General features: G+C 57.5%; 19 protein-coding genes. 17 read left to right on the forward strand and 2 right to left on the reverse strand.

What is annotated here, in order from left to right; translation table 11 throughout:
- The first annotated feature begins 142 nt into the window (after nt 1–142).
- The 7 genes from hrcA (at nt 143) to GSF01_RS10845 (ending at nt 7,192) form a co-directional block, all read left to right on the forward strand.
- Nucleotides 143–1,174: a heat-inducible transcriptional repressor HrcA gene (gene hrcA / locus GSF01_RS10815; RefSeq protein ID WP_159883788.1), complete on the forward strand. Its 1,032-nt coding sequence runs from the start codon at nt 143–145 to the stop codon at nt 1,172–1,174.
- Nucleotides 1,171–2,712, forward strand: coding sequence for a TCP-1/cpn60 chaperonin family protein (locus GSF01_RS10820; protein WP_159883790.1), 1,542 nt, complete (start codon nt 1,171–1,173; stop codon nt 2,710–2,712). The genes hrcA and GSF01_RS10820 overlap by 4 nt, the downstream gene beginning before the upstream one ends.
- A gap of 87 nt (nt 2,713–2,799) precedes the next feature.
- Nucleotides 2,800–3,393: a nucleotide exchange factor GrpE gene (gene grpE / locus GSF01_RS10825; RefSeq protein ID WP_159883792.1), complete on the forward strand. Its 594-nt coding sequence runs from the start codon at nt 2,800–2,802 to the stop codon at nt 3,391–3,393.
- Nucleotides 3,394–3,426: 33 nt separating this feature from the next.
- Nucleotides 3,427–5,262, forward strand: a complete 1,836-nt coding sequence (gene dnaK, locus GSF01_RS10830; protein ID WP_159883794.1) for a molecular chaperone DnaK — start codon at nt 3,427–3,429, stop codon at nt 5,260–5,262.
- 227 nt (nt 5,263–5,489) lie between these two features.
- Nucleotides 5,490–6,599: a molecular chaperone DnaJ gene (gene dnaJ / locus GSF01_RS10835; RefSeq protein ID WP_159883796.1), complete on the forward strand. Its 1,110-nt coding sequence runs from the start codon at nt 5,490–5,492 to the stop codon at nt 6,597–6,599.
- Nucleotides 6,600–6,770: 171 nt separating this feature from the next.
- The gene (locus GSF01_RS10840) at nt 6,771–6,911 is read left to right on the forward strand and encodes a YfhD family protein (RefSeq protein WP_159883798.1); all 141 of its coding nucleotides are present in this window, start codon (nt 6,771–6,773) and stop codon (nt 6,909–6,911) included.
- Between the two features lie 74 nt (nt 6,912–6,985).
- On the forward strand, nt 6,986–7,192 hold the full coding sequence (locus GSF01_RS10845) for a hypothetical protein (RefSeq protein WP_159883800.1): 207 nt from the start codon (nt 6,986–6,988) through the stop codon (nt 7,190–7,192).
- Nucleotides 7,193–7,227: 35 nt separating this feature from the next.
- Here GSF01_RS10845 and GSF01_RS10850 read toward each other — a convergent pair whose 3' ends face one another.
- Together GSF01_RS10850 and GSF01_RS10855 are read right to left on the reverse strand one after the other, a co-directional pair.
- The gene (locus tag GSF01_RS10850) at nt 7,228–7,704 is read right to left on the reverse strand and encodes a CBO0543 family protein (protein WP_159883802.1); all 477 of its coding nucleotides are present in this window, start codon (nt 7,702–7,704) and stop codon (nt 7,228–7,230) included.
- A 10-nt stretch (nt 7,705–7,714) separates the two neighbouring features.
- The gene (locus GSF01_RS10855) at nt 7,715–8,200 is read right to left on the reverse strand and encodes a CBO0543 family protein (protein WP_159883804.1); all 486 of its coding nucleotides are present in this window, start codon (nt 8,198–8,200) and stop codon (nt 7,715–7,717) included.
- A gap of 190 nt (nt 8,201–8,390) precedes the next feature.
- Here GSF01_RS10855 and prmA point away from each other — a divergent pair, with 190 nt between their 5' ends.
- The 10 genes from prmA to addA all read left to right on the forward strand — a co-directional run bounded on the left by prmA (nt 8,391) and on the right by addA (nt 23,757).
- Entirely contained in the window at nt 8,391–9,365 is a 975-nt protein-coding gene (gene prmA, locus GSF01_RS10860) for a 50S ribosomal protein L11 methyltransferase (protein WP_159883806.1), read from the forward strand.
- Between the two features lie 7 nt (nt 9,366–9,372).
- Nucleotides 9,373–10,062 (forward strand): site-2 protease family protein, encoded by a 690-nt coding sequence (locus GSF01_RS10865; RefSeq protein WP_159883808.1) that lies wholly within the window; start codon nt 9,373–9,375, stop codon nt 10,060–10,062.
- 134 nt (nt 10,063–10,196) lie between these two features.
- Nucleotides 10,197–11,003 (forward strand): RsmE family RNA methyltransferase, encoded by an 807-nt coding sequence (locus GSF01_RS10870; protein WP_159883810.1) that lies wholly within the window; start codon nt 10,197–10,199, stop codon nt 11,001–11,003.
- Nucleotides 11,004–12,425 carry a tRNA (N(6)-L-threonylcarbamoyladenosine(37)-C(2))-methylthiotransferase MtaB gene (gene mtaB, locus GSF01_RS10875; RefSeq protein WP_159883812.1) on the forward strand — a complete coding sequence of 474 codons (1,422 nt, stop codon included), beginning with the start codon at nt 11,004–11,006 and terminating at the stop codon, nt 12,423–12,425.
- Between the two features lie 129 nt (nt 12,426–12,554).
- Complete coding sequence (locus GSF01_RS10880) at nt 12,555–12,986, forward strand: NUDIX hydrolase (protein ID WP_159883814.1); 432 nt, start codon at nt 12,555–12,557, stop codon at nt 12,984–12,986.
- A complete protein-coding gene (gene deoC, locus GSF01_RS10885; RefSeq protein WP_159883817.1) occupies nt 12,987–13,667 on the forward strand; it encodes a deoxyribose-phosphate aldolase in 681 nt (226 codons plus the stop codon).
- Between the two features lie 187 nt (nt 13,668–13,854).
- Nucleotides 13,855–15,225 (forward strand): class I SAM-dependent rRNA methyltransferase, encoded by a 1,371-nt coding sequence (locus GSF01_RS10890; protein WP_159883819.1) that lies wholly within the window; start codon nt 13,855–13,857, stop codon nt 15,223–15,225.
- 109 nt (nt 15,226–15,334) lie between these two features.
- On the forward strand, nt 15,335–15,907 hold the full coding sequence (locus tag GSF01_RS10895; protein WP_201305363.1) for a nitroreductase family protein: 573 nt from the start codon (nt 15,335–15,337) through the stop codon (nt 15,905–15,907).
- A gap of 270 nt (nt 15,908–16,177) precedes the next feature.
- Nucleotides 16,178–19,792, forward strand: coding sequence for a helicase-exonuclease AddAB subunit AddB (addB, locus tag GSF01_RS10900; protein WP_159883823.1), 3,615 nt, complete (start codon nt 16,178–16,180; stop codon nt 19,790–19,792).
- Nucleotides 19,789–23,757 carry a helicase-exonuclease AddAB subunit AddA gene (gene addA, locus GSF01_RS10905; RefSeq protein ID WP_328803667.1) on the forward strand — a complete coding sequence of 1,323 codons (3,969 nt, stop codon included), beginning with the start codon at nt 19,789–19,791 and terminating at the stop codon, nt 23,755–23,757. The genes addB and addA overlap by 4 nt, the downstream gene beginning before the upstream one ends.
- The last annotated feature ends 32 nt before the right edge of the window (nt 23,758–23,789 follow it).

Genomic DNA, 23,789 nt, shown 5'->3' on the forward strand with positions numbered 1-23,789 from the left:
TTATTTTTGTAGTAGCTTAGCACTCGCTCGGATGGAGTGCTAACGAAGTGAACGAAGAGGCTTGCGGCCGGCGGTGTTTCGGACCATGATTCGAAGCGGATAACGGCTTGGGACTTTTGTAAACCGGAGGTGGAGTTCGCCTATGCTAACCGAACGACAAAGACATATATTGAGTGCCATCGTAGACGATTATATCCGTTCCGCGGAGCCGATCGGCTCTCGCAGCATATCCAAACGCGGCGACGTAGGGTTTAGTCCCGCCACCATTCGCAATGAAATGTCGGATTTGGAAGAAATGGGATTCCTCGAGCAGCCGCATACATCGGCCGGGCGGATTCCTTCCCATAAAGGCTATAGATATTATGTCGATCATCTGATGGCGTATGGCGATCAGTCGGTCGACGAAGACATCGGCGTCATGAAGCAGTTTTTCGCAGACCGTCTGCAGCAGATGGAGCGGGTCATTCAGCAGGTGGCGATGATTTTATCTCAAGTGACTCCGTATACCTCGATTGTGATGGGCCCTGAGATGCTGACCACGACGATGAAGCATCTGCAGATTGTCCCGCTTAACGAGCGTACGGCGGTAGCGATCGTCGTCACCAATACGGGACAGGTCGAGAACAGAACCGTTACGATTCCCGAAGGCATTCCGATGTCGGAGATCGAGAAGTTCGTAAACATCTTGAATACGAGACTGAAGAATGTGCCTTTGCTGCACTTCAAGTCCAAGCTTTATACCGAGATTGCTTCGGAGATGAGCCGGTATGTGTCCGGTTATGAAGAACTGCTGGTCATGCTGGATTCGATCATCGAGCGCGAGGAGGAACGAGTCTTCCTCGGGGGCGCGACGAATATGCTGACGCAGCCGGAATTCAAGGATGTCGATAAGGTGAAAAGCATTCTGGATCTGCTCGCCGAGACGCCCAAGATCATTCAGCTATTCGAAGGGACCAGCGCGGCCGGCGGCATCCAGGTCAGGATCGGCAGCGAGAACAAGCTGGAGGCGGTCAATGATTGCAGCTTCATCACGGCTACTTATGCGTTCGAAGGACAGACGCTCGGTACGATCGGCATACTCGGGCCGACACGGATGGATTACGCCAAGATGATCAAATTGCTGGACCATTTGTCCAAAGACATGACCCAGCTCATGGAGCGTTGGTATAAATGAGTCAGAACAGACAGCCGGGCGCAGGCCAGGAAGGCGAGGAAGCTTTCGCCACTCTGCGCAATAATGTGAACGCCGTTCGGGCGATCTGCTCCGCCGTTGAGGGAACGCTGGGCCCTAAGGGACTCGACACGATGCTGGTCGGCGCTCGCGGCGAGGTTATCATTACCAATGACGGCGTCACGATTCTTGAGAAAATGGACGTCGCTCACCCGGCCGCGCAGCTGCTTGTTCAGGTGGCGCGAGCTCAACAGGAGCGCATCGGGGATGGGACTACGACCGCAACGGTGCTTGCCGGAGCGCTTGTCGCCGAAGGAGCCAGACAAGTGATGCGCGGCGTCCCGGTAGCGAAAGTGGTGCGCGGCATCCAGGAAGGGGTCGCGCAGGCGGCGCAATCCTTGACCAGCCGGGCGCGGCCGGTGAAGGGGCTGGACGATCCGGCCTTGTACCGGATCGCCTATGTCGCCGGCAGGGAGCATGCCGATCTGGCCGGGCTGATCGTTAGCGGAGCCCGGCAGCTTGGCGCGGGCAAGCTGCGCGTAGAGAGATTCCGCTTCGCGGACGTCGTGCAGTCGCTCGGCCAGGCTCGCGGCGAGGTATGGCCGGGGGTAATCCTGTCCAAGCGGCCGGCTAACGCACAGGCGGAATTTCCGGCGCAAGCCGCGCAGGTGTTGATTCTCCAAGATGCATTCGCTCCGGAAGAAGTTGAGGAAGAGGCATTGACGACGGAATCCGGTTATGGCAGGCATATGCAGCTGCGGGAGCAATTCCGCGCCGCGCTGGATAGGCTGTCTGAGCTCAAGGTAGGCCTCATCGCGAGCGAGCGCAGCGTGGATGCCGAGGCCGAGCAGTTCTGCACGGATCGCGGCATTATGGTGCTTCAGCGGGTACCGCGGGCTCTGCTCCGGCGGCTGGCCGAATACACCCTGGCCCGTCCGGTCCGGCGCTCGGCGCTGTATCGGCCTGCTGCCGAGTGCGCAGGCTATCTCGGATATGCCGGGCATATCGCTTACGACGAGCGGCTCGAATGCGTCCGGATCGCCGAGGGGCGAGGTCAGGCACAGGTGTCGATTATCGTCGGAGCCAGCACGAACGAGATTGCCGGAGAAAGGCTGCGTATTGCGCGCGATGCCGCCTCCGCGCTTCAGGCTGCGCTCCGGAGCGGCTGGCTGCCTGGCGGAGGCGCAGCCGAGATCACGGCCGCTTATGAGCTGGACCGTCACAGGGAAACCGTGAGGGGGATGGAAGGCTTCGGAGTCGAGGCCGTAGCTCATGCGCTGCGCAAGCCCTTGTCGCAGATTGTCGTGAATGCCGGCTACAATCCGCTGGAGAAGGTCGAGGAAGTCAAAACCGCCCAGCTGGCTGCAGCCAGCGATGCCCTCGGCATTGATTGCGATACCGGAGCGGTTGCCGACATGACCGAAGCGGGAGTAATGGATCCCGCGGATGTGAAGCTTCATGCTCTGCAGGCTGCCGGAGAAGTAGCGGCGGCGGTGCTGCGCATTCATACGGTCATCAAGATGCGTCAACTGGAGGATTAGTCCGTTAAGAAGCTCTGCAAGGTTTCGACACTAGCCAGGTGGTTACAATATATAGAGGGACAGATTTATTTAAGGAGGTGACAGAAATTGAATACGGAACACCAGAACCAGCCGCAAAGCGGCGAGCAAGCTGATAACAAAGAGCAAACGGATAACGCTACATATCAAGCTCCTGAGAATGAGCAGGCGGAACCCGTACAAGCTGACTCTTCCAAGCCCGAGGATGCTGTCGAAGGACAGCTGGAGGAAGCGAAGAAGCAGGCTGAGGAGCATTACCAGCGGTTGCTGCGCACTCAAGCCGACTTCGACAACTTCAGAAGACGGACGCAGAAGGAAAGAGAGGATCTGGCCAAGTATGCATCGCTCAAGGTGATCGAGCAGCTGCTGCCGGTCGTCGACAACTTCGAGCGTGCGCTGTCGGCTAGCAAAGAAAACAATGATTATGACGCCCTTGCCAAAGGGATCGATATGATATTCCGTCAGTTGGAGCAGGTGCTGGCCGCTGAAGGCCTTAAGCCGATGGAAGCGGTCGGTACGCCATTTAACCCTGAGTTTCACCAAGCGGTCATGCAGGTGGATTCGGAAGAGCACGAAGAAGGCATCGTAGTCGAAGAAGTTCAGAAGGGCTACCTCCTGAAGGACAAAGTACTGCGTCCTGCGATGGTTAAAGTAAGTTCTTAAGCAATTCCAACAAAATAAAGGAGGAATTCCCTCATGAGTAAAGTTATAGGTATTGACCTTGGTACCACCAACTCCTGCGTAGCCGTGATGGAAGGCGGCGAAGCCGTCGTAATCCCGAACGCCGAAGGTAACCGCACGACCCCGTCCGTAGTTGGCTTTAAAAAGGATGGAGAGCGGGTAGTCGGTGAAACGGCGAAGCGCCAGGCGATTACGAACCCGGACCGCACGATTATTTCGATTAAACGCCATATCGGTACGAATCATAAGGAAGCGATCGACGGCAAGGATTATTCGCCGCAAGAAATTTCCGCAATCATCCTGCAGAAGCTGAAAGCGGACGCGGAGGCCTACCTCGGCCAAACGGTGACTCAAGCCGTTATTACGGTACCGGCTTACTTCAACGACAGCCAGCGTCAAGCGACCAAGGATGCAGGCAAAATCGCCGGTCTCGAAGTGCTTCGTATCGTCAACGAGCCTACGGCAGCGGCGCTTGCTTACGGCCTTGAGAAAACCGAAGATCAAACGATCCTCGTCTATGACCTCGGCGGCGGTACGTTTGACGTTTCGATCCTGGAGCTTGGCGACGGCTTCTTCGAAGTTAAAGCGACCAGCGGCGACAACAAGCTTGGCGGCGACGACTTCGACCAAGTCATCATCGACTACCTCGTGGCCGAATTCAAGAAAGAGCAAGGCATTGACCTGAGCAAAGATAAAGCGGCTGTCCAGCGCTTGAAGGATGCTGCGGAGAAAGCGAAGAAGGAATTGTCCGGCGTACTGACGACGACAATCTCCCTGCCGTTCATTACAGTAGCTGACGGCGTGCCGCAGCACTTGGAGCTCAACCTGACCCGCGCCAAGTTCGAAGAGCTGTCCGCAGCGCTGGTTGAGCGCACGCTGGGGCCGACTCGCCAAGCGCTGAGCGACTCCGGTCTGTCTCCTGACCAGATCGACAAGATCGTCCTGGTCGGCGGATCCACTCGTATTCCGGCCGTACAGGAGGCTGTCAAGCGTCTTACCGGCAAAGAGCCTCACAAGGGCGTTAACCCGGATGAAGTCGTAGCACTCGGCGCGGCTGTTCAAGCGGGCGTACTGACAGGCGACGTCAAGGATGTCGTACTGCTCGACGTTACTCCGCTTTCCCTCGGTATCGAGACGGCAGGCGGCGTCTTCACGAAAATGATCGACCGCAACACGACGATTCCGACGACGAAATCGCAAGTGTTCACAACGTATGCAGACAATCAGCCAAGCGTAGAAATTCACGTTCTGCAAGGCGAGCGCGCGATGGCGAACGACAACAAGACGCTGGGCCGCTTTATTCTCGGCGATATTCCGACGGCTCCGCGCGGCATCCCGCAAATCGAAGTTACCTTCGATATCGATGCCAACGGGATCGTCAATGTCTCTGCCTTGGATAAAGGTACGGGCAAAAGCCAAAAAATCACGATCACGTCCTCCAGCGGCTTGTCCGACGAGGAAATCGACCGCATGATGAAGGATGCCGAATCGCATGCCGAAGAGGACCGCAAACGTAAGGAAACGGTTGAAGCCCGCAACAACGCGGATCAGCTGGTTTACTCGGTAGACAAAACGATCAAGGACCTGGGCGACAAGGTAGAGCAGGCCGAAATCGATAAAGCCAATGAAGCTAAAGAGAAGCTCAAGAAGGCTCTCGAAGGCGATAATCTGGAAGAAATTAAAGCGGCAAGCGAGGAGTTGACGCAAGTCGTGCAGCAGCTGTCCGTGAAGCTTTATGAGCAAGCGGCACAGGCTCAAGGCGGAGGGGAAGCAGGCGGCGAACCGCAAGGCTCTTCCAAGAAAGACAATGTGGTAGATGCCGATTACGAAGTTGTGGACGACAAGAAGTAAGCAATTGTCGTAGAATAAGAAGAGCGAGTTCAAGAAGTCACCGTTTCGGCACCAAAGGGCCCGGCCCCGGAAGGGGAAGGCAGCGCTTTTGAACTCGCGTCTGACATAGGTTAAAGCCGTGGAGTCAAAGCCGAAAAGCGGCTTTGACTTTCGGTTTTCCTGCGTAGAAAACCCGGCGCCTTGCGAGGACGCCGCTTTAATGGAAGGCTGGGGAGTGGGAGTGAAGGATGAGTAAACGCGATTACTATGAAGTGCTAGGGGTTGGCAAGGACGCTTCGCAAGAAGAAATCAAGAAAGCCTACCGCAAGCTTGCCCGCACGTATCACCCTGACGTGAACAAGGCCGACGATGCCGAATCCAAGTTTAAAGAAGCGAAAGAAGCGTACGACGTGCTGGGCGACGATCAGAGGAAAGCCCAGTATGACCGGTTCGGCCATGTGGATCCTAATCAGGGCATGGGCGGCGGAGCTGACTTTGGCGGCGGCTTCGGCGACTTATTCGACATGTTTTTCGGCGGCGGCCAAAGACGGAATCCGAATGCGCCTCAGCGCGGCAACGATCTTCAATATACGATGACGATCGAGTTCAAAGAGGCGGTATTCGGCAAGAAAACCGATATCGTGATCCCACGGACGGAAACTTGCGATACTTGTCACGGCAGCGGGGCCAAGCCGGGAACGAAGCCGGATACGTGCGGAGTCTGTCATGGCTCCGGGCAGCAGGAGGTCGTGCAAAATACGGCGTTCGGCCGCATCGTGAACCGCCGGGTTTGTTCCGCCTGCCAAGGGCAGGGTAAGATCATCAAGGATAAGTGCGGAACGTGCCATGGTGCGGGCAAGGTCAAGAAGCAGCGCACGATCAACCTGAACATTCCGGCCGGCGTAGATGACGGTGCGCAGCTGCGTGTCACCGGCGAGGGAGAGGACGGCTTGCGCGGCGGTCCTTCAGGAGACCTGTATGTGGTGATCAGGGTCAAGCCGCATGATTTCTTCGAGCGGGAAGGCGACGATATTTATTGTGAGGTTCCGCTTACGTTCACCCAGGCTGCGCTTGGCGATGAGATCGAAATTCCGACGCTGACCGAGAAGGTGAAGCTGAAGATTCCTGCCGGCACGCAGACGGATACGTACTTCCGGTTGAAGGGCAAGGGCGTTCCGCACCTTCGCGGCTACGGACAAGGCGATCAGCATGTGAAGGTGGTCGTGGTAACGCCTACCTCCATGAATGAAGAGCAGCGTGAGCTTCTTCGGGAGTTCAGCCGACTCAGCGGCGAGCATACGCATGAGCAGAACCAATCGATTTTTGAACGCATGAAAAAGGCTTTCCTGGGCGACTAGCCGGGAGGGCGCAATGGTGGACGCAGAGGACGGCGGGAGTACCTGCCGTCTTTTTGTGTTGCCCCGGCTCTTGATAGCTGCAGCAGCTGGCACTTCCTGTGAAATTCGCATATTCGTTTTCGAATATGCGGACAATAGAAAGGAGCAAAGCGCAGAAGGGAGGCTAACGGCATGACTAGACAAGCAGAGGATCGGCAGCTGCCGCAAGCTAAGAATGAGGACGTTGAATTCTCCGAGCAGCTGGCTGACTCGGATGATCGGGAAGCGGCCAAGCGTGCGGCCGAGGCTGACGCCCGACAGGAAGGCGTCTAACAACGGTTCAAGCGGCTTCTGAGAATCCATCGTACATCGTATCGGCAAATCCGAAGAGAAATGAGGCTGGTCTTATGTCGGAGAGAGGAATCATGGCATCCTTCGGCTCGCCTGAAGAAGCATTAAGCTGCATCTCCAAGTTGCAGGCTCTGCGGGCGACCGATCTCCAGGTCGATCACGGGCATCTTCAGTTGTCCGGAGCGGTGAGCGAGTCGGCTTACGAGCAAGCGCTGCGCGTAATTCGCGAAGCGGGCGGCAGCATGCAGGGGCAAATGGGATAGTAACAATACAGAGCGGCTCCACAGCTTGAGACTTCTCAAGCCAGGAGCCGTTTTTGCGCGAAGAACCACATGCAGAACAACCGCGAAAGCATAAGGGTGATGAGCAGCGACAGCCAGGTCCAATACCATTTCCACTGGTGATACTGGATCACATGCAGAGATTTGCTGGTCTCCAGGATTGATTCTACTATCGTGATCACCGTGGAATAAGCTATCGCATATCCGATCTGGTAGAGGATCGAACGGGTGGAAGGATATCGGCTGTTGAACACCGCGCATACGGCCGGAAAAGCAAAATATTCAAAGGTGAAGCTGGCCCGGTTGACATCGGCGAAAAATCGGACCGGATATTCCAGCCAGCCCTTCTCTACGACATAAAGACCGGTTACCCAGGTTATCATCTGCTTGAACAGAAAGGCAGCTTGGCCCACTCTTCTTTTATCCCTCGGCACCGCAAAAAGCAACAGAGCGGCGGAAGTCGCCCATACCCCATATAAGATTAAATAATCCAATGCGGCACCTCTACTCCCCGTTCGGACGGGCGGATTCGGAATAACGGAAAAACCAATAGCAATAAGCTCTGGCAGCTGCGAACTGGCCCGTAAACACGATCCAATTCCAGTACCAGGTATAGCGCTCATAATGGACAAGATGAGTAAACGAAACGAGCAGTACATCGATCAAAACAACCGCCCCTGTCAAGCTGAGCAGCAGGATCCAGTTGATGGTACGCCGATGCACAGGCTCGTTAACCACGTAGAGGCAGCAGAGGAAAGGGTAGAAAAAATATTGGGTCGTAACCAGCAGATGCGTTGCTTTAGGAAACTCGCGCACCGGGAATTCCAGTATCTTATATTGGCTCAGCGAAAGCGAAGATACCCATAGAAGAGCCTGGCACGCTAGAAAAGAGATGACAGCCACGCGGATATGGCGTCTTGGGATGAACAGGAAAGCGAGCATGGCGCTCAGCAGCCATAGAAGGACAAGAACTAAGCGGTCTATCGTCATGAGCAAGAGGCTCCTTGGTCAGATTAAGCAAGCTGCATAGAGTAGGCGCAAGCAGCCCCATCCTGCGCCGTTAGTTTCTAAGGTTTGGCAGGGCCTGCAGCAAGTATGTGCGCACGTTATTTTACCCTCACATCTAATTGTTGTATACTAGGGCGTATGTGATTATTTGAGTTGATAGGGAGGAAACCCGGTGCGTTGGCATGAAATTACGGTTCACACAACCGAAGAAGCGATCGAAATGATCTCCAACTTTATACACGAGCTCGGCGCCGGAGGCGTCTCCATCGAGGAGTCCGGCACCTTAAACAAGCAGAGAGATACCTCTCTCGGGCAATGGTACGAGCTGCCTCTCAACGACATCCCCGAGGGGCGTGCCGAAATCAAGGGTTACTTTGCCGAAGGTACGGATACCGAAGCGGTGCTGGCCGACCTGAAGGCAGCGGTGGATCGGCTGGCCGAGTATGATATCGATACCGGCAGCCCGGTCTATGAGTGGAAGGAAGTGGACGATGAGGACTGGGCAACGGCCTGGAAGCAGTATTTCAAGCCCTTGCGCGTTTCGGATCGTCTGACTATCAAGCCTACCTGGGAGGAATACGAGGCTCAGGAGGGCGAGATTATTCTTGAGCTCGATCCCGGGATGGCCTTCGGCACAGGGACGCATGCAACCACGGCGTTATGTCTGAAAACCTTGGAGAAGGTTATCCAGGGCGGCGAGGATGTCATCGATGTGGGGACGGGCTCGGGGATTTTGTCCATCGCGGCGGCCAAGCTCGGGGCCCGGCATGTGCTGGCGCTCGATCTTGATCCCGTGTCCGTCTCCAGCGCGACAGAGAATACCTTATTGAACGGCCTGCAGGACCGTATCACGATCAAGCTGAGCGACCTCCTGCAGGTGCTGACCGAAACACGCGAAGCCAGTCCTTCCGAGTTGGGCGTCAAGCTGCCGGCGCAGGTCGTTGTCGCCAATATTTTGGCCGAGATCATTCTTCTCTTTATCCAGGATGTGTATGAGGCGCTTGAATCCGGCGGAACGTACATTGTTTCAGGCATTATCAAGAGCAAGCAGGAGGTCGTGCAGGATGCGCTGCAAGCTGCGGGCTTCATCATTTCCGAGGTGAACGAGGACCAGGATTGGGTCGTGCTCGTTGCCAGAAAGCAGTAGGTGAGTCATGGATTGGAACTCCTTCCTGGCCTACCCCGTAGAGGAGCTGCCCTTTGTCTTTCTCGTGCTGCTGCTGGCGTTTACGGTGCACGAGTTTGCACATGCTTATGTGGCGGATAAATTCGGGGATCCTACCCCCCGCGCCATGGGCCGGGTCACGCTGAATCCGCGTGTCCACCTGGACTGGCTGGGAATGATTTTTTTCCTGATCGTCGGGATCGGCTGGGCAAGGCCGGTGCTTGTGAACCGGGCGCGCTTCAAGCGTCCGAGAGCTATGGGCATCACCGTATCGTTCGTCGGACCTTTTAGCAATCTCGTGCTAGGCTTTGTCAGCTTGATCGTGATGTACGCGGTTCATAATTCCGGTGTGCTGCAGGGCATGAGCTCCGGTATGGCTCTGGCGCTCTCGACCTTCCTGAAATATATGGTGATTCAGAACATTTTTCTGTTCATTCTTAATTTAATCCCGTTCCCGCCGCTGGACGGGTACCGGATATTGGAGGACCTTCTGCCGGTACGCTGGGCGATAAGACTGCAGCAGGTACAGCAGTGGCTGTTCTACATCGTGCTGCTTATGTTCTTCATCCCGCCGCTGCGCGCTGTGACGCTCGGCCCGATTTTTGCGCTGCAGTACGATATTTTGGGCGCTTTTATGCGGGTGCTGACCCCCATATTCGGCCCGTTGCAAGCCTTGTGAGGGCTGAAGGGGACCCGCTTTTGGCAAGGCCTGGACTGGTATTTTTAGTGGAAAACGTGTAAGATGAGGGATGACCGTTCTACGTTTCTTGTATAACGGTCTCACCTTTTTTTAAAGGAAAGCGATGGTTGCTTATGCAAAGATATTTCATTCAGCCGGAGGGCTTCTCCGCTGATCATGTTACGATAACGGGCGATGACGCCCATCATTTAATCCGCGTGATGCGCGCCAAGGCCGGGGATCGCGCGATCGTCAGCGATGGATGCGGACGAGAGGCGGTTGTGGTCGTCCGTTCGCTGGAGGGCGGCGAGGTGACAGCCGATGTGGAAGCATGGCTGCCGCCGGACCGTGAGCCGGGCGTGGATGTTTGGATTGCGCAAAGCTTGCCGAAGGGCGATAAGATGGAATTGGTCATCCAGAAGGGGACCGAGATTGGGGCAGCCCGCTTTATCCCTTTCTCATCGGCGCGGACCGTGGTACAGTGGGATGCCAAAAAAGAAGGCAAGCGGCTGGAACGCTGGCAGAAAATAGCGAAGGAAGCGGCTGAGCAGGCGCATCGCAATCGTATCCCGTCCGTGGATTCGGTCCAGAGCTGGAAGCAGCTTCTCAAGCTTGCGGCCGAAGCGGATGCCGCCTGGTTCTGCTACGAGAAGCAGGATGCCCAGGAGCTGCGCAGCCTGATCCGATCGGCGCTGGGGAAGACTGGACGGGCGGACAGGCCGAGCGGGGAGGCCGGGAGCAGCCGGGACCGAGAACGGCTGCAGCTGCTGATCATCGTCGGGCCGGAGGGCGGCTTCAGCGAACGCGAGGCGGAGGAAGCGGAGCAGGCCGGGTGTCGCCCGGTTTCGCTTGGCAAACGGATTCTGAGGACAGAGACAGCCGCGATGGTCGGTCTGACGTGCATTCTGTACGAAGCCGGAGAAATGGGAGGAGAAGAATAGATGGCGACAGTCGCTTTTCACACGCTGGGCTGTAAAGTGAACTTCTACGACACGGAAGCGATCTGGCAGTTATTCAAGCACGAAGGCTATGAACAGGTCGATTTCGAATCGACGGCGGATATTTATGTCATCAATACCTGTACCGTAACGAATACGGGAGATAAAAAAAGCCGGCAAATGATTCGCCGCGCCATACGCCGCAATCCGGAAGCGATCGTGGCGGTGACGGGATGTTACGCGCAGACTTCTCCTGCCGAGATTCTGGCTATTCCCGGGGTGGATCTGGTTATCGGCACGCAGGACCGCGATAAGATCCTGACCTACGTTCAACAGCTGCAGGCCGAGCGTGAACCGATCAATGCGGTTCGTAATATCATGAAGACGCGCGCATTCGAGGAGCTGGACGTGCCGGACTTTGCGGATCGTACCCGGGCGTTCCTGAAAATACAGGAGGGCTGCAATAACTTCTGCACCTTCTGCATCATTCCTTGGTCGCGGGGCCTGATGCGCAGCCGTGAACCGCAAAGCGTGCTCAATCAGGCGCGCATGCTGGTCGATGCCGGGTATCAGGAGATCGTGCTGACAGGTATCCATACGGGCGGTTACGGCGAAGATATGGAAGACTACAGTCTGGCCAAGCTCTTGTGGGATTTGGACAAGGTGGAGGGGCTGAAGCGCATTCGCATCAGCTCGATCGAGGCCAGCCAGATCACGGACGAGGTGCTGGAGGTGCTGCAGCATTCCGACAAGATGTGCCGGCATCTGCATATTCCGCTTCAGGCTGGCAACGACGAAGTGCTGAAGCGGATGCGGCGCAAGTACACGACGGCCGAGTTTGCCGCCAAGATCGAGCATATTCACCGCATCATGCCGGGGGTCGCGATTACTACGGATGTGATTGTCGGCTTCCCTGGAGAGACCGATGAGATGTTCCGGGAAGGTTACCGGTTTATGGAGCGTATGGGCTTCTCGGAGATGCATGTATTCCCTTACTCCAAACGGACGGGAACGCCTGCGGCACGGATGGAGGATCAAGTGGACGAGGAAATTAAAAATGCCCGCGTTCATGAGTTGATTGATTTGTCAGAACGGATGCAGCTGGCCTATGCCGAGCGCTTCGTAGGCGAAGTGCTGGAGATTATTCCCGAGCGGGACTTCAAGGGTCAGCCGGATAGCGGCTTGATTATGGGCTACTCGGACAATTATTTGTCGGTTGTATTCGAAGGCAGCGAGGATTGGATCGGCCGGGTATGCCGGGTAAAAGTAACCGAAGCCCATGTCAATGATTGCCGTGGAGAGATCGTCGAGGAGCCGAGGGCGGCTGCAACGGGGAAAGGCGCTCTAAGACTTGCCTCCCCGTTGAACGCCGCTGCAGGCAGCAACGATACGATTCCCGGACAAGCAGAGAAGGCGATCGTTTAGAAAAGTCCGCAAGAAGCAGGATAATGAGAAGCGACCGAGGATTTCACTTGCGCTGGGAGCCTATGCGTCAGGTGGAATCCTTTCGTTACGGAAGGCTGCTGGTCGTTATTGGTGGAAAGGATGTTGGCGATGAAGGAGATCTCAGCAGGCGGAGTGGTATACCGGAAGACCCATGACGGCGGGCTGCAGGTGCAGATGATTCAGGACAGATATGGAAAAATTACACTCCCTAAGGGGAAAATGGAGCCCGGCGAAACAGTGGAACAGACCGCACTCCGCGAAATTCTGGAAGAGACGGGTATCCAAGGCCATATTATTCAGCCTTTGGAGACGATCGCGTATCAGTTTCAGCTCACTGGAGTCGGTCAGGTAGATAAGGAAGTGCATTACTATCTGGTGGAAGCGACGGGCGGCGAATTACAGGCTCAGGTAGAAGAAATTCGAGGCGTCGAATGGCTTCATCCGCTGGATGCCTGGCAGCAGCAGACGAATGCCGGATATGGGAATAACGACATCGTACTAAAAAAAGCGCTCCATGCGCTTGGATATGAGGTGAATTAGATGAGTTTTGATGTTAGCAAGCTGCCGAGCTATATTGACCATACGTTATTGAAGGCGGATGCAAGCGAAGAGATGATCCGCCAGCTATGTGCGGAAGCGAAGGAGCATGGCTTCTATAGCGTGTGCGTAAACGGTACCTGGGTTCCCCTGTGCCGTGAACTGCTCGCCGGCTCAGGCGTGAAAATCAGCGTCGTCTGCGGGTTTCCGCTCGGAGCGATGGATAGCTCGGCGAAAGCTTGGGAAGCTGCGAAGGCAGCCGAGCAAGGTGCGAATGAAATCGACATGGTGCTGCAAATCGGACGCTTGAAGCAAGGGGACTACCAGGCGGTTCGCGACGATATCCAAGCGGTCGTCAAGGCCGTAGAAGGCAAGGCGATCGTCAAGGTCATATTTGAAACGGGCTCGCTGAATGAGGAGCAGAAGCTGGCAGCCTGCAAGTTGTCTGTAGAAGCGGGCGCGCACTATGTAAAGACGTCCACCGGCTTCGGCCAAGGCGGAGCGACGGCGGAGGATATCGCCCTGATGCGGCGCGCGGTGCCAGAGAGCGTCGGCGTTAAGGCCTCCGGCGGTATTCGAGATCTGGAGACGGCCGTGAAGATGATCGAGGCGGGAGCGACCCGGCTTGGCACAAGCTCGGGCGTAGCGCTGATGCGGGGCTCAAGCGGGTCATCCGCTTACTAGGCCGAAGGATAGATTCAAAAAGCGGGGTTCCGTCTTTCATGGACTGGCGGAGCCCTGAGTTTGTTGCAAGGAGAATCGATGGATGAAGTAGCGGAACCAGGATGTCTTATTGTGCGGCTTTATAAGATACCGTGGTTCCGTTATTTTATGGTTGCAGGCTAATCAGGGAAGGCGGAGGAACGAACGCATGAGTAAAGTTTATTTACATAAAAAAAGGAAAAAAAGACTCGAGGAGGGTCATCCCTGGGTGTATCGCACCGAGATCGAGCGGGTAGAGGGGGAGCCTTTGCCTGGCAGCCTGGTGGCTGTACACCGTCATGACGGAGCTTACCTGGCAACCGGATATTATAACGAAGCTTCCCAGCTTACGGTTCGCATCGTTTCTTATGAGCCGATGGAGAGCTTAACGCGGGAATGGTTCGTGGCGAAGCTGAATGCTTGCCGGCAGCTGCGGGAGCGGTTCGTGCCGGAGGCAAGATCGTACCGGCTCGTCTACGGCGAGTCTGATTTTTTACCGGGGCTGATTGTCGATAAGTTCGAGGATACGCTCGTTGTTCAGATCTTGACGTATGGGATGGAGGCGGCCAGGGAAGAGCTCGTGGCGGCGCTTATCGAGGTTATGCAGCCGACAGGGATCTACGAACGGAGCGACGTGTCCGTCCGGGAGCTCGAAGGTCTGGAGCAGCGTAAGGGTTTGCTGTATGGAGAATGTTCGAGCCCTATCACGATTCGCGAGAATGGGCTGCTTCTGGAAGTCGATATCGTCGAAGGACAGAAGACCGGGTATTTCTTCGACCAGCGGGAGAATAGGGCGGCGATCGCCCCTCTGATGCTCGGCTGGGGCAAGCGCAGCGGCATTCAAAAGGCGGACCGCGTTCTGGACGATGGGACCGTGGCAAGCGTACCGGTTAACAAGAGCGGACAGGAAGTGACCTTCCCTTACTGGGACGGCGCTACGGTGCTCGAATGCTTCTCCCATACCGGCAGCTTTACGCTGCATGCCTGCAAGTACGGAGCGAAGAAGGTAACCTGCCTGGATATTTCGCAGCATGCCGTTGAATCCGCCAAACGCAATGTCGAGCTGAACGGGTTCGGCGATCGTGTTGAGTTTGTGGTGGCCGATGCCTTCGATTATTTGCGCGAACAGGTGCGCGGCCAGGAACATCGGGAGGCAAGAGGACAGGCTGACCGCCGCAAGGTGGACACCTCCGTCCCGCTGGCAGCCAAAGGCCGGACCTGGGATGTGGTTATTCTCGACCCGCCGGCATTCGCCAAATCCCGCAGTGCGGTAGAGGGCGCTTGCCGAGGCTACAAGGACATTAATCTGCATGGCATGAAGCTTGTGAATGAAGGCGGATTTCTCGTTACGGCGAGCTGCTCCTACCACATGAAGCCGGACTTATTCCTTGAAACGATACATGATGCGGCTCAAGATGCGGGCAAGACGCTCCGATTGATTGAATTCCGCGGAGCAGGCAAGGATCATCCCCGGATCTTGGGCGTCGACGAAGGGCATTACTTGAAATTTGCCATTTTCGAGGTTAGAACGCGCCGTTAACAACGGTGAAGCTATACGTCAGGCTGATCGATGGGGGAAGTTCTGCAGTCGGCAAGTAGAAGGCACTGAAGAAGGCACAGAAAAAGGCATGGACGAAGGGAGTAGAATCATGGAAGTATTCGAAGCTATCCGTACGCGAAGGACGACCGGACGCGTGAAGAACGAGCCTGTCCCGACGGAGCTTATCGAGCGTATTCTGGAAGCGGGCAACTGGGCGCCTAGCCATCATGCGACGGAGCCTTGGCGATTTTTCGTCATGACGGGCAGCGGACGGCTGCCGCTCGGAGAGGCTTACGCCGCCATCGCTAGCGAAGAGGCCGGCGTAGCGCTGGACGAAGAGGCTCTGGCCAAGCATCGGGGTAAAGCGCTGAGGGCTCCGGTTGTTCTTGCTGTCGCGGTCTCCCCTTCGCAGGAGAAGGGCGTCATCCGCATCGAGGAATATGCTGCGGTCCATGCGGCCGTTCAAAACATGCTGCTGGCTGCTCATGCGCTGAAGCTGGGAGCGATCTGGCGTTCAGGCGAGCCCATGTACCATCCGCGGATGCAGCGGACCTTCGGGCTTGAAGAGGGCGAGGAGCTCGTCGCTTTGCTTTACATCGGTTACCCGGAGATGAGCCTGCCTGCAGGTAAGCGAAGGCCTGTTACCGGGAAGACGATGTGGATGACGGATGACGGAAGCTAGCCACGTTCGATCAGCCGCCCGTCTCGGATTCACCCCGCAACGAAGGAAGCCTCCCGTCCACTTTGGAAGTGGCGCGGGGGCTTTTTGCTTTCTGCGATTCTTGGAGCGGCGGCTCTATCGGAACAGATGTTCTGAGTGCGTCGAATATGGTATAATTCAGACAGATCATTGGATCGCTTCCATAACCTACCTTTTACCAATACGCCCGAATATTTGGTAGAATAGTAGAACCTTGAGGAAAGCGTTCGGTTGGAAGGGGAGAGCTTGCGAATGGCGTTTCAATATATACTTGGGCGTGCAGGAACGGGGAAGACGACCTATTGTCTGAAGGAGATCAAGCAGAGGCTGAAGGCGGAACCGCAGGGGGCGCCCCTTGTCTGGCTTGTCCCGGAGCAGGCTACCTTTCAGGCGGAGTATGCCCTTGCATCGGACACGGAGCTAGGCGGTACGTTGAGGGCCCAGGTGCTAAGCTTTCGCCGTCTGGCCTGGAGAGTGATGCAGGAGGTTGGAGGAACATCCAGGCTTCCGATCGACGATACGGGTAAAAAATTGCTGCTTTACCGCATTCTACATAGACAACGCGACCGGTTGAGAAGCATGCATGGAGCGGCCGGCCAGACGGGCTATTTGGAACATATAAGCGAGTTTTTCACCGAACTGAAACGATACCGGATATCAGCCGATGAATTAAACGCCTTTTATTCCTCCCGAATTTCGGCTTCCGAACGGGCGGGAGCGTCGTTTTCCAATAAGCTCCACGATCTGCAGCTGGTGTACGCCGAATTTCAGGAAGAGCTATCCCGGCTATATCTGGATGGGGAGGATTATTTGACGCTGCTGGCCGCGCAAATCTCGGAGTCTGCTTATTTGCGCGAAGCTTCGTTCTGGCTTGACGGCTTTCATGGATTTACGCCTCAGGAATCGGCGGTTCTTGAGCAACTGGCGCTGCATGTTCGCGATGTCAGCATGACGCTTACTCTGGACCGTCCGTACGCGGCCGGAGAGCCGGTCCATGAGCTTGAGCTGTTTCACCCGACCGCGCGCACGCAGGTGCAGCTGACCCGCAACCTGGTCGAGCTCGGGGTTGAGGTGAAGCAGCCTGTCTTGCTGGAGGCGCAGCCCCCGGCGAGATTTGCGGCGAATCCCGTGCTGGCCCATCTGGAGCGGCATTGGGGACTTGGAGCCAAGCCCGCCTATCGGATGAAGGCTGAGGAGAAGGCGGCCAGCCGCTTGCGGCTCACGGCGGCCGTACATCGACGGGCCGAGGTAGAAGGGGTGGCGCGCGACATCCGGCGGCTTGTCCGTGAAGAAGGCGTGCGCTGGCGGGATTGTGCGGTAGCGGTGCGCAGCATGGAAGCTTACGGCGATTTGATTGCAGGCACGTTTGCGGATTATGAGATTCCGTTGTTTCTGGACCAGAAGCGCTCGGTGCTGCACCACCCCATGGTAGAGTTCATCCGTTCGGCGCTGGAAGTCGCCCGGCAAAATTGGCGATACGACGCCGTGTTCCGCTGTGTCAAGACCGGTTTTTTTCTGCCGATGCAGCAAAAAAAGGGTAGGGGATCGGACGAAGGGACAGAGCCCGTTTCCCGCTACGGGTTCGATCAATTGGAAAATTACGTGCTGGCCTTTGGGCTTCAAGGAGCCAAATGGCGGGACGGCTCGGATTGGACCTATAGATACGATACGTCCATCGAGCAGGAAGGCGAGCTTAGCGGAGACTCCGGCTTCCTGCGCTCCATTAACCGGTACCGCAGACTCGTTACCGAGCCGCTTGGCGCCTTCCAAGACCGGCTGCGCGAGCGGAAAACGATACGCGGCCGGGTAGAGGCGCTGTACGAGCTTCTGGCCGGGCTGCACATACCGGAGAGGCTGGAAGCCTGGGCCCAGACGGCCTTGAAAGCCGGTCAGCCGGAGAAAGCGCGCGAGCATGCCCAGGTCTGGGACAGGGTGGTCGATATGTTCGACCAGCTTGTCGAGTTGACGGGGGATGAAGAAACCTCGCTGGAGCATTTCGCCAAGCTGATCGAAGCAGGGGTGGAGAGTATCAAGCTCGGTCTTGTCCCTCCTACGCTGGATCAGGTGCTCATCGGCAGTATGGGCCGAACGCGGTCTGCCGGGATCAAGCATTTGTTCGTGCTGGGTGTCAATGAAGGCGTAATGCCTGCCAAAATCGCCGAAAGCGGTGTGCTTACCGAGGCTGAGCGCCTTTATCTGGCTTCGGCGGGGCTGCAGCTTGCGGAAGACAGCAGAAGAAGGCTGCTGGATGAAACATTTCTGATCTACGATACGTTGTGTACGCCCAGCGAGTGTTTGTGGGTTAGCTATCCGCTGGCTGATGAGGAAGGGAAATCGCTGCTGCCTTCGGATGTCATCCGCCAGCTCAAGCGGCTGTTCCCCGACGTGACCGAACGCCTGATGCTAAACGAGCCGGCTGCGCAGACGGAGTCCGGCGAGCAGCTTGACTTTGTTGCCCATCCGGACAAAGCACTTTCCCTGCTGGTTGTTCAACTGAAGCAGTGGTTGCGGGGAACGCCGATGCATGGCGTATGGTGGTCGGTATACAACTGGTTCGCCAGGCAGCCGGAGTTCGGCGGAAAGCTGGCGCGGATGATGGAGTCTTTGCAGTATACGAATCGAACCGCCCCGCTCGCGGAAGCGACGAGCCGGGAGCTGTACGGAGAGACGATCGATACGAGCGTGTCGCGGATGGAACGATTCGTCGCATGTCCCTTCTCGCAGTTCGCCTCGCACGGACTGCGTCTCAAGGAGCGCCGCATGTTCCGGCTGGAGGCCCCGGATGTCGGCCAGCTTTTCCATGCGGCGCTCAGCCGGTTTGCCGAGCAGATCGTCGCCGAGGGCGCCGACTGGGGAGGGCTCACAGCGGCTGAATGCGAACGGCGCGCGGCACTCGTCATCGATGCTTTGTCGCCCAGGCTGCAGGGCGAAATTCTGCTCAGCTCCAAGCGCTATCACTACATTGCGCGTAAGCTGAAGCAGGTCATTGGCCGAGCGGCGTACATGCTGGGCGAGCATGCCAAACGGGGGCAATTTCAACCGATCGGGCTCGAGATCGGGTTCGGAGCGGGACAGCAGATTCCGGCTCTGCAATACGAGCTGGACAATGGGGTGAGCATGAACCTGCGGGGACGTATCGACCGGATCGACCGTGCCGATACCGAGCAGGGGGCGCTGCTCCGCGTGATCGACTACAAGTCAAGCTCCAAGGCTCTTCAACTGGGAGATGTGTATTACGGCCTGTCGCTGCAGATGATGACCTATCTAGATGTAATTCTGACCCATGCCCCGCTCTGGCTGGGTACCGAGGCGCAGCCGGCGGGCGTGCTGTACTTCCATGTTCACAACCCCGTGCTTCAGGTGAAAAATGCGCTGAGCGCCGAGCAGGTCGACAAAGAGCTGAAGAAGCGGTTTAAGATGAAGGGTCTGCTCACGGCCGACCCGGACACGGTGCGCATGATGGATAGCGGACTGATCGGGGCTAGCGGCTATTCCGAGCTGCTTCCTGTCGCTCTGAAGACGGACGGAGGGTTCTACAAGTCGTCATCCGTCGCCACGGAGCAGGAGTGGGGGACGGTCAGACGCCATGTTCAGCGCACGATCCGGGAGATTGGCACCGCGATGACCGACGGTCATATTGCTATCGAGCCTTACCGGAAGGGAACGGCCGTTGCCTGTCAGGGCTGCTCGTTCCAGCCGGTATGCCAATTCGATCCCCAGCTTGCAGGCAATACGTACAAGCAGCTGCCGCTGCTGGGGAAAGAGCTGGCACTGGAGCTGATGGAGCGCAAGGGGTCCTCGCCCGGCAGAGGCGGAGCGAAGGAAAATCACTTGGGCGGGAACGGGAAGGATGGAAACGATCGATGATGATGACGAATCTGATGCCAAAGCCGGAAAACAGCAACTGGACGGACGACCAATGGAAGGCGGTCGCGGTCCGCGGAACCTCGGTGTTAGTTGCCGCCGCCGCCGGCTCCGGCAAGACGGCCGTACTGGTCGAGCGGATCATTCGCCGTATTTCGGACCCGCAGGAGCCGATGGACGTCGACCGGCTGCTGGTCGCGACATTTACGAAGGCGGCTGCCGCCGAGATGCGGCATCGCATCAGCGACGCGCTGGAGAAGGCGCTGACGGCCGATCCCGGCTCCGAGCATCTGCGCAGACAATTGGCGCTTATTCCGCGCGCTTTTATTACAACGCTGCACTCCTTCTGCATGGAGGTCATTCAGAAGCATTACCAGTCGATCGGGCTGGACCCGGGCTTCCGCATCGCCAATGAAACGGAGAGCGCGCTGCTGCGCCAGGAGCTGCTTGAGGAGCTGCTGGAGGAGCGGTACGGCGAGGCGCTGGAGGGCGAGCCATTCTGGCTGCTGGCCGATACGTTCAGCGGGGACAAAAACGATGAGGGGCTTTTCCGGCTTGTGCAGCGGCTGTATGACGATTCCCGAAGCCATCCTTGGCCGGAGCATTGGCTTGCGAGCTGCGTAAGGATGTTCGAGGAACGCCTGGATACCGAAGACCACCCATGGCTGGCTAGTCTCCGTGCGGCAGTTAAGTTGGAGCTGCAAGGGATGGAGGGCTTGCTGCGCGAAGCGGTCCGGCTGGCCGCCGGCCCAGGCGGCCCCGCTCCCTACCTGGCCAATCTGGACGACGATCTTGCCGTGGTGGGTCATTTGCTCGACATGTCCGAAGAATCTTCTTGGGGGCTTCTGTACAACGCCTTCCAAGGCGCTGCGTTCGGCAAGCTGAAGCCCTGCAAGGGCGAGCAGGTGGACAAAACGCTGCAGGAGCAGGTCAAGGATCTGCGGAATGCCGCCAAGGACAAGCTGGCGCAGGTTAAGGAGGAGTGGTTTGCCCGCTCTCTGGAGGAGTATGCCCGGGAGCTTGCCGTGATGGCCCCCTTGATGCAGGCGCTGGCCGATCTGGTCACCGACTTTGGCGAGTCCTACAAGAAAGCCAAGTCGGACAAAGGATTGGTCGATTTTGCCGATCTGGAGCATTATTGCCTGCAAATTCTATGCGGGGCGGACTCGGAGCCGGGGAAACCGCAGCCGTCCGCGGCTGCGCTCGAATACCGCGAGCAGTTCGTGGAAGTGATGCTGGATGAATACCAGGACACCAACCGGGTACAGGAAACGATCGTGGCGCTCATCTCTCGGGAGGAACCGGGCAACCGGTTCATGGTGGGCGACGTGAAGCAGAGCATCTACCGGTTTCGTCTGGCGGAGCCGGGGCTGTTTCAGGAGAAATACAAGAGCTTCCGGCCCGATGGGATCCTACCCGGACAGCGTATCGATCTGGCGCGCAACTTCCGCAGCCGTCCCGAGGTCGTAGACGGGACGAACTATATTTTCCGCCAGGTGATGAAGGAGAGCGTCGGCGAGATCGACTATGACGAGCGGGCGGAGCTTGTATACGGCGCTGCCTATCCGGAAGCGAAAGGGAGAGCGCAGGCAGCCGAGCTCGTGCTGATCGATCGCTCCGCGACGGCAGATCCGGGGGAGGAGCCGACAGCCGACTCCGAAGGAGAGCCGGGAGATGCCGCAGGCGGGATCGAGGGAATGACCGAAGCCAAAGACCTGGAAACCGCCCAACTGGAAGGCAGATTGCTGGCCGAACGGATCCGCCTGATGATGGGTGCGGATGGCGGAGGGAAGTATCAGGTTCTGGATAAGCAGTCGAAGGAGATGCGGGACGTCACTTACCGGGATATCGTCGTACTGCTTCGCGCGACCCAGCAGTGGGCGCCGGTCCTGATCGAGGAGCTGAGGCAGCAGGGCATTCCCGCCTATGCGGAGCTGAATACCGGCTACTTTACGGCTACGGAAGTGCAAGTCGTCTTGTCGCTGTTGAAGATTATTGACAACCCTTATCAGGATATTCCGCTTGCTGGCGTGCTTCGTTCTCCGCTTGTGGGCCTTAGCGAAGAGGAGCTGGCCGCTATCCGTATCGCGCGCAGGAACGGCTCGTATTTCGACGCTGTGCGCGCCTATGTCCGCGGAACCGGAGCTGTGGAGGAGCCGGGCCCCTCTCAAGGAGCCGCTGAGCCGGCACGCGCCTTATACCTTGTGGGCAAGCAGAGCGTCGAGGATAAGGAAAGCTCGCTTCGCAGCAAGCTTGAACGGTTTCTCGCCGCATTAGCCGCCTGGCGAATGCAATCTCTGCAAGGGCCGCTGGCTGAGCTGATCTGGGAGATATACCGGGAGACGGGGTATTTTGACTTTGTCGGAGGCTTGCCGGGGGGCGAGCAGCGGCAAGCGAACCTGCGGGCGCTTTATGATCGCGCGAAGCAGTATGAAGCGACGAGCCTGCGGGGATTGTTCCGCTTCCTGCGCTTCGTCGAGCGGATGCAGGATACGGGGGGCGATCTGGGCACGGCCCGGGCGCTCGGCGAGCAGGAGGATGTCGTGCGCATCATGACGATCCATAAGAGCAAGGGGCTCGAGTTCCCGGTTGTTTTCGTGGCCGGCTGCGGCAAAATGTTCAACCGCCGGGACCTGACGGATGCTTTCCTTCTGCATAAGGAGCTAGGCTTCGGACCGAAGCTGCTGGAGCATGGAACCCGGGTCAGCTATCCCACGCTTCCTTGGCTGGCGATCAAGCAGAAGATCCGCATGGAAATGCTTGCGGAAGAGATGCGCGTCCTTTATGTGGCTCTGACGCGGGCCAAAGAGAAGCTGATTCTGATCGCCAGCGTCCGGGGGCTGGAGAAGCTGCTCGGTTCCTGGGCGCGTTATGTCAGCCATAGCGGGCAGACACTACCGGATGACACGCTGGCAGCGGCGAAATGCTACCTCGACTGGATCGGGCCGGCGATCATGCGCCATCCCGATGGGGAAACGCTTCGTCAGGCGATCGGTCTGGAGGAAGAGCTGCATCCTTCGATGAGGCAGGAGGCGTCCCGGTGGACAATTCAAGTGTTCAGTCCCGATCGCTTTGCGTATATCGCACAGGCGGCCCCCGCTCTGGAGGCGGTGCCGGCTGACCCCCGCAGGTCTTCGCTGCTGCGGCTTGAGCCGGTCGACGGTACGGAGCGGTGGGAGCAAGAGGTTTGGGGACGTTTGTCCTGGGAATACGGTCATCAGGAAGCGACGCAAGTTTTCTCCAAGACGTCGGTTACGGAGCTGAAGCGGCTGTCGGAGCATGAGAGGCTGCTGGAGCTGTTCGCGGAAGAGCCTGCCCCCGTTTTTTGGAACGAGGAAGGACTGGATTCGGGAGCTGGGGAAACCTTGAACGGGCGGCGGCAGCAAGCGGGAGGCGGCTACCGGCCTCTGATCGTAAGAAGACCCCGCTTCCTGGAGCAGCGGGAGGTGAATGCGGCCGAGCGCGGTTCCGTCTTTCATGCCCTGATGCAGCAAATCCCGCTCCGCCGCCTTCCGCAGCAGAGCGATATTGAAGAAACGTTAGCCGACATGGTGCGCCGGGAGCTGCTGACGGAAGCCCAGCAGGTCTTGGTCGATCCGCAGGTGATCGTATCGTTCTTTGCGAGCGACCTTGGCGCCCGGCTGTTATCCGCTCAGCGGGTATACCGGGAGCTGCCCTTCAGCTTCGGCATGCCGGCAGCGGATGTATACGGAGGGGAGAATGCCGGTCTTGAGGCGGAAACTGTGATGCTGCAGGGGGTCATCGATTGTTTGATCGACGAAGGAGACGGCTATGTGCTGGTCGACTACAAGACGGACCGGCTGAAGGGCTCTTCGCCCGACCGGATCGCCGAGCGGTACCGGCTGCAGCTGGAGCTGTACGCCAAAGCCGTGGAAGGAATATGGAAGAAACCGGTTAAGAGCACCTTTGTTTATTTATTCGACGGGGCGCATCTGGTGGAGTTATAAATGCAGACGACCGGTGAACGGCAGCTGACAGC

This window comes from Paenibacillus puerhi, from assembly GCF_009846885.1.
GTDB lineage: Bacteria > Bacillota > Bacilli > Paenibacillales > NBRC-103111 > Paenibacillus_G > Paenibacillus_G puerhi.

Coding starts and splice junctions, on each gene's coding strand:
- hrcA (WP_159883788.1), top strand. CDS start 143: ATGCTAACCGAACGACAAAGACATATATTGAGTGCCATCGTAGACGAT.
- GSF01_RS10820 (WP_159883790.1), top strand. CDS start 1,171: ATGAGTCAGAACAGACAGCCGGGCGCAGGCCAGGAAGGCGAGGAAGCT.
- dnaK (WP_159883794.1), top strand. CDS start 3,427: ATGAGTAAAGTTATAGGTATTGACCTTGGTACCACCAACTCCTGCGTA.
- dnaJ (WP_159883796.1), top strand. CDS start 5,490: ATGAGTAAACGCGATTACTATGAAGTGCTAGGGGTTGGCAAGGACGCT.
- GSF01_RS10840 (WP_159883798.1), top strand. CDS start 6,771: ATGACTAGACAAGCAGAGGATCGGCAGCTGCCGCAAGCTAAGAATGAG.
- GSF01_RS10845 (WP_159883800.1), top strand. CDS start 6,986: ATGTCGGAGAGAGGAATCATGGCATCCTTCGGCTCGCCTGAAGAAGCA.
- GSF01_RS10855 (WP_159883804.1), bottom strand. CDS start 8,200: ATGACGATAGACCGCTTAGTTCTTGTCCTTCTATGGCTGCTGAGCGCC.
- GSF01_RS10865 (WP_159883808.1), top strand. CDS start 9,373: ATGGATTGGAACTCCTTCCTGGCCTACCCCGTAGAGGAGCTGCCCTTT.
- GSF01_RS10870 (WP_159883810.1), top strand. CDS start 10,197: ATGCAAAGATATTTCATTCAGCCGGAGGGCTTCTCCGCTGATCATGTT.
- mtaB (WP_159883812.1), top strand. CDS start 11,004: ATGGCGACAGTCGCTTTTCACACGCTGGGCTGTAAAGTGAACTTCTAC.
- GSF01_RS10880 (WP_159883814.1), top strand. CDS start 12,555: ATGAAGGAGATCTCAGCAGGCGGAGTGGTATACCGGAAGACCCATGAC.
- deoC (WP_159883817.1), top strand. CDS start 12,987: ATGAGTTTTGATGTTAGCAAGCTGCCGAGCTATATTGACCATACGTTA.
- GSF01_RS10890 (WP_159883819.1), top strand. CDS start 13,855: ATGAGTAAAGTTTATTTACATAAAAAAAGGAAAAAAAGACTCGAGGAG.
- GSF01_RS10895 (WP_201305363.1), top strand. CDS start 15,335: ATGGAAGTATTCGAAGCTATCCGTACGCGAAGGACGACCGGACGCGTG.
- addB (WP_159883823.1), top strand. CDS start 16,178: ATGGCGTTTCAATATATACTTGGGCGTGCAGGAACGGGGAAGACGACC.
- addA (WP_328803667.1), top strand. CDS start 19,789: ATGATGATGACGAATCTGATGCCAAAGCCGGAAAACAGCAACTGGACG.